This is a genomic window from Corynebacterium sp. HMSC069E04 (genome assembly GCF_001813175.1).
In the GTDB taxonomy this organism is placed as follows: Bacteria; Actinomycetota; Actinomycetes; order Mycobacteriales; family Mycobacteriaceae; genus Corynebacterium; species Corynebacterium aurimucosum.
The window spans coordinates 1-11,091 of sequence record NZ_KV811705.1 but is presented as its reverse complement, the minus strand read 5'-3'; the positions used below and the strand labels follow the sequence as shown (position 1 = coordinate 11,091).

10 protein-coding genes are annotated in these 11,091 nt (G+C 54.6%); 5 read left to right on the top strand and 5 right to left on the bottom strand.

The window, feature by feature from the left end; all coding sequences use genetic code 11:
* Positions 1-85: 85 nt before the first annotated feature.
* Positions 86-1,045 (bottom strand): replication protein RepA, encoded by a 960-nt coding sequence (locus HMPREF2896_RS12055; protein ID WP_049377316.1) that lies wholly within the window; start codon positions 1,043-1,045, stop codon positions 86-88.
* A 378-nt stretch (positions 1,046-1,423) separates the two neighbouring features.
* A complete protein-coding gene (locus HMPREF2896_RS12050; protein ID WP_080970368.1) occupies positions 1,424-1,687 on the bottom strand; it encodes a ribbon-helix-helix protein, CopG family in 264 nt (87 codons plus the stop codon).
* 222 nt (positions 1,688-1,909) lie between these two features.
* On the opposite strand from HMPREF2896_RS12050, the gene HMPREF2896_RS12045 reads away from it, so the two are divergent.
* On the top strand, positions 1,910-2,161 hold the full coding sequence (locus HMPREF2896_RS12045; RefSeq protein ID WP_070776360.1) for a hypothetical protein: 252 nt from the start codon (positions 1,910-1,912) through the stop codon (positions 2,159-2,161).
* A gap of 65 nt (positions 2,162-2,226) precedes the next feature.
* Here HMPREF2896_RS12045 and HMPREF2896_RS12040 read toward each other — a convergent pair whose 3' ends face one another.
* Positions 2,227-2,601 (bottom strand): 3-deoxy-D-manno-octulosonate 8-phosphate phosphatase, encoded by a 375-nt coding sequence (locus HMPREF2896_RS12040; protein ID WP_232770592.1) that lies wholly within the window; start codon positions 2,599-2,601, stop codon positions 2,227-2,229.
* A gap of 228 nt (positions 2,602-2,829) precedes the next feature.
* Between HMPREF2896_RS12040 and mobF the strand changes: the two genes are divergently transcribed.
* Positions 2,830-7,296, top strand: coding sequence for a MobF family relaxase (mobF, locus tag HMPREF2896_RS12035; RefSeq protein ID WP_070684820.1), 4,467 nt, complete (start codon positions 2,830-2,832; stop codon positions 7,294-7,296).
* A gap of 83 nt (positions 7,297-7,379) precedes the next feature.
* On the opposite strand, the gene HMPREF2896_RS12030 is transcribed toward mobF, so the two are convergent.
* Positions 7,380-7,616 (bottom strand): hypothetical protein, encoded by a 237-nt coding sequence (locus HMPREF2896_RS12030; protein ID WP_046095264.1) that lies wholly within the window; start codon positions 7,614-7,616, stop codon positions 7,380-7,382.
* Positions 7,617-7,626: 10 nt separating this feature from the next.
* Positions 7,627-8,223 (bottom strand): ParA family protein, encoded by a 597-nt coding sequence (locus HMPREF2896_RS12570; RefSeq protein WP_049147792.1) that lies wholly within the window; start codon positions 8,221-8,223, stop codon positions 7,627-7,629.
* A gap of 474 nt (positions 8,224-8,697) precedes the next feature.
* On the opposite strand from HMPREF2896_RS12570, the gene HMPREF2896_RS12025 reads away from it, so the two are divergent.
* The 3 genes from HMPREF2896_RS12025 to erm all read left to right on the top strand — a co-directional run.
* Positions 8,698-9,408 carry an IS6-like element IS1628 family transposase gene (locus HMPREF2896_RS12025; RefSeq protein WP_011069225.1) on the top strand — a complete coding sequence of 237 codons (711 nt, stop codon included), beginning with the start codon at positions 8,698-8,700 and terminating at the stop codon, positions 9,406-9,408.
* 593 nt (positions 9,409-10,001) lie between these two features.
* The gene (locus HMPREF2896_RS12020; RefSeq protein WP_224784272.1) at positions 10,002-10,235 is read left to right on the top strand and encodes a recombinase family protein; all 234 of its coding nucleotides are present in this window, start codon (positions 10,002-10,004) and stop codon (positions 10,233-10,235) included.
* Positions 10,236-10,584: 349 nt separating this feature from the next.
* The coding region (gene erm, locus HMPREF2896_RS12015; RefSeq protein ID WP_141754793.1) for a 23S ribosomal RNA methyltransferase Erm at positions 10,585-11,091 on the top strand (507 nt) is incomplete at its 3' end.

Below are 11,091 nucleotides of genomic sequence, written 5' to 3'. Positions count from 1 at the left end.
ATGCGCACCTGTATTGGTAAATATGCGCAGTCTGATTTGGGCATAAAGAAAGCGCCCGAGTGGGGCGCTTAACGGTTGCTGGGGATTAGTCGAGTTGGGGCTTTGGTGGACGCTGTCGAATAGAGGTGGCGGTCTTGGTGACCATGACTCCGTTGGCGTCGGCGGTGATGCCGGCGTTAGGCCAAACAGTCAAAATGTCGTGAATGGCTTTCTTGACATCGGTGCGGAAGTTTACCCAATCTTGACCTTTGGTGAGTTTTTTGGTGGCGAAGTTTGCGGCCATCATTTCCCACGTGAAGGTGTAGGCGTCGCGGTTGTTTTTCGCCAGCCAATACTGCTTGAGAGTCAGCCAGATGTAGATGTCCATTGAGCGGGGTTTGGTGAGTTCTCGTAGGACGTTGAGGTCGATTGGGATGGGGGATTCTGCGATGTGCTTGAAGAACTTTTCGGTTAGCGCTAGCTCTGACTCAATGAAGCTTCCCTGGTTGGGGTCTCGGGGGTCGAACCAGAGGTTCCAGCCGTCCAAGATTTGGGTGTTGCTGCCTTGAGCGTGCACTCCGTCATCGCTTTCGACGGTAATGGTAGAACCTGCGATACGAAGGATTTGTTCGCGAATGTTTTTCAGGTTGCCTGTTGCTCCGCCAGTTCCGCGGCCTAGAACGCCGATTGCTTTGAGGAAATGGTTCATCGAGTGGCCGAGCGGGATGCGGCGCGCTTCCTGCTCGTCGATTTTCCCTTCTTTGAGGCGTCCAGCGTTTTCTACTGCTCGGGTAATGACGTAGGCCATGATGAGGCGCGGATACTTGCCGTAGGGGAGACCTCTGCGAGAGTAGACCGAGATTATCCCTTGTGCAGTTTCTACGACGCGCTCATTGTTTTCTGCTTTGCGGTAGGGGAAGAGTGCTTGGACGAAGAGTTTGGAGGTGTAGCCGACGTCTTGGGCTTGGAGGAGTTCTTGTGCGGCGTCGTGTTCTTGCCTGCGGGCTAGTTCTTTGACTGCTTCGAGCTTGGCGCGGCGCTCGTCTGGGGTGTGTGGGGGCTGCATGGTGCCGTGGTCTCCTTTTGGATTATCGACACCGCCCGTGTTGTGCTTTGCTCACTGTCCGTGGGGAAGTGGTAAAGTCTTACCCGACACGGTCGGTGTCGTTTTCTTTTTTGGGCCCCCGCTAGAGCGCCAACTCTATGATGCGGGGGTTTCCTCATGTTTTGAGGAATGTGCGCGCCCTGGACTTGAACCGAGGGTGTGTGCCGCTCGCGCTGCGCACCCCACGGGTGTGGGGCGCGTCTTTTTATTTTCTCCGCCTATTAAATCACATCAGTGTGACTTACTGGGAGATTTAGTAATGGTGGCGGCTGTTGCCAAGAAGCCTTATTGGCCGTTTGCTTTGATGAAGCTTGCTCGGAACCTAAGGTATTAGTGGAGTCACTGTTGTTCTTCGGGCTCGTCTTTTAGCCCGTTGAGCATTATTTGGTTAAACAAGTTGTTGATTGTCTTCTCTTCGAAGTCTGCAGCCACTTGATTCCAATGGAATTCTTCTAGTTTGGGAAGCATGGCTGTAATAGCCATTTTTAAGTAGAAACCTCGACTACGTCCTGTCCTATCGCAGAGAGTGTCGAGTCGTTCAATGATTTCATCTGGCATCCGTACAGACACCACACGTCCGGAAGGGTGGGGTGCTTGTTTCATATGCAGTATCCTCTCCTTGGCAGCAATGGTAAACATTGTTTACCATTGCTGCCACTCTTGGGACTGTCGATAGAATTGTTTAATCGACACTGTGTAAACAATGTTTACCACACGTAAGACTGGTGGAGTCTTCTCAAACTCTTTAACAGCATCATGAGCGGCGCGCGCCACAGAGAGGAAGGACGCTTCCGTGGGCGCACTGCCATTTATCGGCTACCAACCATGTCCCCATCTGCACTCATCGCCATGCTGGTCTGGATGCTCATTGCCCAGATACGACGCGCAGGATTGGGAACAGGAATCATCAGAGCGTTAGGCGGAGTAATCGCCTGGGTAATCATCTGGTTCTTCCTCACCTTCCTCGGCGTGATGGTTTGCTCCATGGCTGACCACTACGAGCGCGCTACGGACGAGACCAACGACTCGCCATACTCCAACCCGTATGACGCCGCGCCCGTCAACCCCGGTGAGTAGTACGACCTGAACGAGCAACAGTAGCCGCAGCCGCTAACGTCGAAGACTGTCTTTCTCTCTACTGACTACTGGTCGCCATTGTCATCGGCATCATCGCCGCCAGCGTCCTTAGTGGCGCTGGCGGCTTCGTCGTTGTCCCGGCCCTCATCATTGCCAGCGTGCGACTCATCGTCTCCAGAGGAGTCCTCCGCACTAGGGGAGGACTCCTTAGCAGTCTTGAGCATGTCGTTGAAATCGCGCTGGCTTACACCGACGAGCTCGCGCACGAGTTCTTTAGGTTCCCCTAGGTCGATAATGGACTGCGAGGCTTGACCAATCTTTTCGTTCAACTTGTCTCGTTGCTCAATAAGGCTGAGCAACGAGTTGATGCTCTTCTTCCGGTCGCGCAGCTTACGCTGTTCTTCTTCGAGACGCTGACGCAGTTCCTGACGCTTCTTCAAACTTCTACTTGCGGTAACCATAAACCCACAATGCCAGCGCACACACCGCCCCGCTCCTGACACAAACACCACGCGGGAAGTTCGGCGTAATCGGAAGCAAGCAGTGGACTATCCCTGCAGTCTCTCGACAGCGCTGTAGACCTGCAGCCGTGGGCGCGAGCGCCCTTTTTACAACACACTATATTCACTCTTAGTGTTAATCGGGTTTTGGCTGCTAGACTAGGGCGCATGATGACCCTGCGCGTAGTCAATAGCGGAACAGGTTATGAGTACCTGTTGCGCTCTGTGGCTACCAATGATGGGCCGACAGATGCGCCAAGTTTGTCGAAGTATTACGACGCGAAAGGCACCCCGCCAGGTCGTTGGTTAGGCTCTGGTTTGGCCGGTTTGAACACCGAAACGGTCACCGAAGGTGGGGAAGTTACCGAGTCTCAAATGGCCGCGTTGTATGGCGTAGGTCTGCACCCAGATGCGGATATGAAGATGTCCGAAGGTCAGAAAATCAAAGACGTACAGTTGGGGCGTCCTTTCGCTAATTTCACTAATGATGTGCCGGTTTTGGTGGCACTTCGTGACGCGGAGCGCCGCCATAGGCAGACAACGGGCACGTTGATGAGCAAGCAAGAACGCGCCGAGTTAGTCCAGGATATTGGCCGAGAATTCTTCATTGAAGAACACGGAGTCGAGCCGCAATCGGGCCGGGAAGTCGTCAACTGGGTCAATGGTTTAAAGGACAATGTGCGTCAGTCTGTGTCGGGTTTTGACCTGACTTTTTCGCCTGCTAAGTCCGTGTCGGTGGCGTGGGCATTGTCTGATGAGAAGACCGCGCAGCGTATTGAGGCGCTTCATCACCAGGCCGTAAAGGAAGCTATGGCGTGGGCAGAAGACAACGCTTTGTTTACCCGAGTTGGCAAGCAAGGGCGTGAGCAAGTCAAGACGAAAGGCTTCGTCGCGTCGGAGTTTAAGCACTACGATACGCGCGCAGGAGACCCGGATCTGCACTCGCACGTGCTGGTATCCAACAAGGTTCAGACCGAAGATGGGCGCTGGTTGTCCATCGATGGGTACACCTTGATGAAGTATCATCAGTCGATTTCGCACCGCTATGATTCCATCTTGAACACCCTGCTTTCTAACGAGATGGGCTACACTTTCACCGCCTGCGACCATGGGGTCAACAAGGAACCTACGTGGGAGATTGACGGTATTTCGCAGTCGCTGATGGAGTCTTTTTCCAAGCGTCGACGCGGCGCACAGCCGGTCTATAAGCGACTCGTGGAAGAGTTTGTTGCCGCGCGTGGTGCAACCCCTAACTCGGTTGAGGTGGGTCGGTTGTGGCAGCAAGCTATCTTGGAAACCCGTGATGCAAAGCGTGAACCAGAAAGCCTTGCAGAGCTTCGCGCAGGCTGGAAAGCGGAAGTCTCCGCGCGTGATACTGGGGCAGAGGAACTCGCTGCCATCGCCCAACTTGCCGCAGATTCTGGACGTGATGAGCGTCCAGTCTTTCGTTCCGAGGACCACCTTTCAGGTCTTATCGACGAGGTTTTAGACACCGTTGTCAGACGTCGTTCTTACTTTCGCGCCTCGCATGTAGCGACTGCTGCGGGTGGAAAACTCCAAGGCTATCGCTTCGATTCTCTTTCCGAGCGCGACCTTATCCACGCCACTGTGGTGGAAGCAATTGTTCGCGATAAGGCCATTTCCTTGAATGATTTCGACGTCCTGGAACTGCCCGAAGCCCTGAAGAACTCGGCTGGAAAGGCCCGGGATGCCCGCGCTGATAGCGAGCTTTATACCACCCAGGACATCCTCGATACCGAAGACAAAGCACTGGGCGCACTCAACGAACCGGTGGCCGCATTCGCACCATCTGCAGCGATTGATAAAGCACTGGATGAACACGAAGCAGAGGCTGGGTTCCGCCTTAACGCAGGGCAGGAATCCATGGCCCGCTACCTCCTTACCTGCGGCACACTCGCCGCTACCGGCGTAGGCCCGGCAGGTACTGGCAAGACTGCATCTATGCGTCTGGTTGCCAACGTGTGGGCCAATGAAGGCCGCAACGTGATTGGTCTGGCCCCGTCTGCCCAGGCGGCAGAGGTGTTGTCGAAAGACTTAGGTTTTGATGCTTTTACCATCGACAAACTCACCTACACCTGGCGTGGAAACCACCCAACAAAGCCCGGCCATAGTCTTAAAGACCTTCCGGTTTCTATTAACGCGGGCGATATGATCATCGTCGACGAGGCCGGCATGGCCTCGACCCCTAACATCGGCTCGCTGTTAGACATTGCCGAGGAAGCAGGCGCAGTCGTGCGCTTTATCGGTGACCATAAACAGCTCGGCGCGGTAGAAAACGGCGGACTATTCGGCGCAATGGTCAACGCCGCAGACCGCACGGATAATCAACTCTCCGAAGTCGTGCGCTTCGGCGGAGACCGTGAACAATCCGCCACCAGCTTGCGTTTGCGTGACGGAGATTCGTCTACTTTCGACTTCTATACAGAGCGTGGTTGGGTCAATGGTGGCGCACGCAGCGACATGCTAGGTAAAGCCGCAGCAGACTACCTGGCTGATATTTCTAGCGGTAAAACCAGCCTTCTCATTGCTGCTACCAACCGCGATGTGGCAGAACTCAACGAGACAATCCGCGCCCACTACATCGCCCACGGTGAGGTTGACACCACCGTGGAAGCTCAGCTTTCTAGAGGTGAACAAGCCGGTGTTGGCGATACGATTCTGGCGCGCAAAAACCAGACGTTCTACGACGATGAGACTGCTACGAGTACCCGTATCAACAACGGCACCCTTATGACAGTCACCGCCATTGCCGACAACGGCAGTATCACCGCCCGCAACACAGCAACCGGTGAGACCCTGTGCCTGCCAGCAGACTACGTCCACGACAATGTGCAGCTAGGCTATGCCGCTACTGTCCACCGCGCCCAGGGCAGCACCGTGGACTGCACCCGCGCGGTAATCGACCACCACGTGGATAGAGCAGGGCTGTATGTGGCACTTACACGCGGCAAAATCGCCAACCACATCTATGCTGTTACCGAACACCAGCTAGATGAACTGGCCGAAGAAGGCCACTACCACTACCAAGGAATACGCCAAGCCCCCAGTGTCAGGGACGTCTTTAATAAGGCAATCTCGCGCGATAACAGCCCAAAGGCTGCACGCGAGGTCATAGCCGACGTCGTAGACGAGCAGACCTCACCCGATCGCATGATGAGCCTATGGCTTATGGGCAAAGATGAGGCCACCAACGACTTCATCGACGCTTACCTACCCGACTGGATCGACACCCTGCCCGGTGACCTTGCTCAAAAGATTGAAACCAGCGATGACGGCACAGAACCTATCCGCCACGGCTGGGCAAAACTCATTGACGCGGGCATTGACCCGCGCACCGTCATGGACGCGGCGACCCGCGATATTGACAACGCCCACGATCCGGCACGCCTTATCCGCTACCGCCTAGATGAACAGCTTCGCCAGCTTGATACGGGCAAACGCAACCAACTACCACCTGTATCCAGGCATGCAGATATAGAACTCGATACGTGGCTTCGCACCCACAACCCTTACGATCGCGCGGAAACTGCTCGCCTTACTGGAAAGGAAGGAAACCTTAACCAGCTCAACCAAACTGTGCTGGCAGAGCACGCACGCTTTGCTCGTTCCAAGGTGGAATCGCTCACTTGGCAGGAAGCAAGTATTACTACTCGCCTCTACGAAGACAAAGACGCAGCCCTTAACGAGGTAAAGGCTAACTTCCAGCAGGTGCGTCTTGATGCTGCGCGTATTCGCGCCTATGAGCAGGCCATGGCAGACCACAGTTCCGCCTTGCGTGAAGAAGAAGCTGCCCTGGCAGACATTGAGCACCAACGCCTACTGGCTGATGATTACACCCGCCCGGTAGCCGAGCGGGCTTATGACCACGACGCGGCAGGCTATGGCACCTACCAACAGCGCATAGACCATGCGCACAAGCGTCTTGAACAGGCGCAACAGCGCCGCAGCCTAGCGCAGCAGGCCATTGAAGACACCGGCGCTAACCTTCCGGAGGCACGATTGTGGGAGGAAATCTGCTACCGCGCCGAGGACCACGAAGAATGGGACAAGCGCCTCCACGCAGCCCAACAGTACGACAGCGAACACACCGATAGGCTGCAACAACGCCTCGATACTATCCGCCGCGAGAAAATGGACTGGGCCGACCGCGCCGACATCGCTACCCGCTTGCGCGAAGAAGAAATCCCGAACGATGTTGCCGACCATGCAGGCTATATCGCCGATGAAGTAAACCTCCTGGCCGCACAACGCACCTACGAACTACGCCGCCTCGGCATAGACGAATCCGCCCAAGACACCATCCGCGACATGATGGCAGACACCATCGCCGCCGCCTACGAGCACGACACCACTGACTATGACGAGCCAGACACCTCCTACAACGAGGTGGAAGAAGAACCATCAGCACCTGAGACCACCCCAGAAGCCGACAACACCGACAACACCCAGGACGAAGACGCCGGCGATCTGCACCAGGGCGCACAAGCAGGCCTCGACTTCCTCGCTAGCCTCGGCCTAGGTGGCGAGCAACAAAGCGTTACCAGCGACAGCGATACCACTGACGAACAAGCACCTGCTGACGACCTTGAAGAAGAACAAGGCCCAGAGCTCTAGAAACAGCGAGGTAAAAGCACTAGAGCGCATATGTGTATATACCTATATCCGCATATGTGTATGTAGGTATATACACCAGATAGTTAGCTTCTTTCCTCGAGCCATCGTGTTGCCCACTCTTCAAAAAGTTGGGAGATACTCTTCTCTTCTTCCACTGCGGCGAGTTTGAGCTCTTTAATCAATTGCCGATCGCGGACGTACAACTGAAGGCGTGTCGCTTTATCGTTAGCTTGGGCGAACATCTTTGTTGAAGGCGAGACCTCCGACTTATTTCCAGACGATTCTTCCCGCGCCTTATTTTTAGCCTTTGGAATTGCCATTGCCTACCCCTTAATCCTCAAATGCTGCGACTACTTCTCGAGCCAAAGAATCCCAAACCTTCGTACTACTGGGCTTTGTTCCGAAAGCGCGACGTGTAGCCGCCCTCGTTGGGATGACTGTTTCAGCAAGCGCTGCAGTTTCATCACCCTCCAGTTCGGCATGGACTTCATCTAGAAGTTTTTCCCTTCTGTCGACATTCGACAGAACAACTGCTGTTGGTATCCCCATTTCTATTAGCCAAGAAAGTGTGACCTGCGTTCGATCAATATCCATCGGGGAAACACCAGTTGGAAGAAGGACTAAATCGGCAGCCTCGGCGCTTTCGGTTATGAAAGCTAAACCACCTGGAGGGGTGTCGACTATAAGAAAGTCCGGATTGTTCCCTCTCCTGACTACTCCAGGGAAATCATTTGAACTGCGGACAGATTCGATGGGAAATGGAAAATCCTTTACTCTGCTCGCCCATCGGGTGGCAGATTGCTGGGGGTCGCCGTCTGCGACTGCAACCGTATAACCCATCTTCCGAATTGCCTCTGCGAGCATTACCGAAAGTGTGGTCTTCCCTGTCCCGCCCTTCGACTGAATCACGGAAATTACTCGAGTCATAAAGCAAGAATAGATTTAGAGAAGATCTCTCCAGGTAGCGACATGCGCATGTGTGTATATCATGCTATGTGGAGGGAAACCATTAAGTAGAGAGCTGAACTAAAAATCACTTTATGCGCATGTACTGATATGCACATATGCATATATGCGCATCTCGAAATTTAAAGCTATCCACTTGCTGAGGGATATTCCGGTTGCGGGCGCGTTGTAAGGCGGTATGGTTTTGGGTCTCCGCAGCGCACCTCCCCCGGCGCATAGTCGGACGGAAGGAAAATAAAAAGCCACAATCCCCCCCCGCAGGTGGCTTCTCCCCTAGTGCTCCCAACGACGAGAAGCACTAGGGGAGTTTCCTTTTATTGAGCGCCGTTTTCCTTCGGCCGGCCAGGGGTTTCGTGGAAAGATTGAAGATGTTTCTTGAAAGGTGCTGTTGCAAAGTTGGGGCAGTAGGAAGACCGGCGTGGAATAATCAGGTCCATGGGCATCTTCTCCGGTCGGCAGTTCCCTCGTGAAATCATCCTGTGGGCGGTGCGGTGGTACTGCCGCTACGGCGTGAGCTATCGCGACCTCGAAGAGATGATGACCGAGCGGGGAGTGCCGGTCGATCACACCACGATCTACCGCTGGGTCCAGAAATATGCTCCTGAGCTGGATAAGAAGACCCGGTGGTATCGGCAAGTTCCTGACTGGCAGGCCAGGTCCTGGCGGGTGGATGAGACCTATATCCGGGTCGGGGGAAAGTGGTGCTACCTCTATCGGGCAATCACCGCAGGTGGCCAGACCCTGGACTTCTACCTCTCACCAAAACGCAACGTCGCGGCAGCGAAGCGTTTCCTGGCGAAGACGCTGCGGTCGAATAAATCGGCAGGCTATCCGCGGGTGATCAGCACCGACAAGGCCCCCTCACTCGCCAGGGCAATCTCTGAGCTGAAGGCGGAAGGCGTCTGTCCATCGACGGTCGAGCATCGTCGGGTGAAATACCTCAACAACGTCATTGAAGGCGATCATGGCCGGTTAAAGCGGATCCTGGGGCCGAAAGGAGCATTCAAAAACCAAACGTCTGCCTACCGGACGTTGAAAGGGATGGAAGCGATGCACTCATTGCGGAAGGGGCAGGGCACGATGTTTGCCTATGGTCACCCGAATCCGGATGCAGTGATTGTTAGCCGGGTATTCGAGACGGCCTGACAACACAGGCACATAGCGTTGATCACACAATAAAAACGGAGCTTTCTTGGCTCCCGCCCCAAGTTGCAACAGCACCATAATTTGACCAGTAGGTCCGTATACGGCGACTACTGCTTGGATTGGGTCCTCTGGATAACTAGCAGCATGGTTGGCTAAAGCCGAGATCTCCCCGCAAGGACCACCGAGGAAATGGTGCGCGTTCAAACCGAGTACGTGTTTTCCTGATTTGGTAAGGAGCGCTGCGGCTACAGTGTGGTCTTCTCCGTCCTGAAAACGCTGTGCATGGGTGGTTGCTTTGGCCAGTAAATTTCGAAGTTCGTTGGTAATCACTCTTTAAGGGTAATAATTGCCAACGCGCTTTATCTATGTGAAGACAGAGATCGTGAACACCGGGGTTTCTGAGATGTACCAATCGCTTACAAAGCAAGACAGGACCATACGAGGACGTTGAGTGGATAGAGCGTCGAGTTTTAAGTTCAATGTTAGCTAAGGGCCTTATTAAAAGCGTTTGGCAACACGCGCTCCTATTTACCTTCGTATCTCGCGAGACGCTGACGTGGATGGCCTCACCATCGACCGGCAGCGTCAGGACTGTGAAGCCATTGCAAAGCAGCGTGGCTTGGACGTTGGACATAGGACATAACTACGTCGATCAGTCCATTTCCGCGTCAAAGAAGAATGTGGCTCGCCCCGACTACGACGCCATGGTGGCATCCTTTGAACGCGGCGAAATCGACGCGATCATCTGCTGGGACCTCGAACTACCCGCCCCACGTCGGTGGGTAGTCCGATCAGTCGGACAAAACTACTCCCGCACCACAGCGTAATAAGGGGTGCACCTTAAAAACATCCGGAGGTGGGGGTAACTCCCCCTCGTTGCCCAGAGACAAAATACGCCAGTGGCGTCTGTACGACGAGCCGAAGGTAGGACAAATTCCAATCCAGAGAGGTCTTGCACTGTTGCGGTGCGGTTGTCTTCTTTCTCACCGTATTGGACCCTGCGAAATTAATTGGATACGATAGGCCCATGTTGATTTCAGGTTCCGTTTTCATGCGGCCGCTCACCAGCCGCTAAGGCGGTTTTCTCCCTCCCGCAGGTTAGAAACCGCTCCGGTCCTTTAGCCGGGCGGCCATTTGCCATGCCCGGCTCCGTTTCAACTCCACGGAGCACACCTGATGTCTACATACGGATACGGCCGTCACGAACATGGCCAAAATTTTCTCACAGACCACAAGATCATCAACTCCATCGTCGATCTTGTAAAACAAACCTCCGGCCCCATCATTGAGATCGGGCCAGGAAGCGGTGCCCTCACTCACCCGATATCCCACTTGGGGAGGGCAATAACGGCAGTTGAGGTAGACGCAAAACTAGCTGCCAAACTCACAAAAAAGACCGCCTCGGCGTCGGTCGAAGTGGTCCATGATGATTTCCTCAACTTCCCGTTACCCGCCACTCCCTGCGTCATTGTGGGAAACATTCCCTTTCACCTCACCACTGCCATTCTTCGAAAGCTGTTGCATGCGCCGGCATGGACTGACGCTGTACTCCTCATGCAGTGGGAAGTCGCTCGCCGCCGGGCCGGGGTAGGTGCAAGCACGATGATGACAGCTCAGTGGTCCCCATGGTTCACGTTTCACCTTGGTTCCCGAGTACCAAGGTCTGCTTTCCGGCCACAGCCA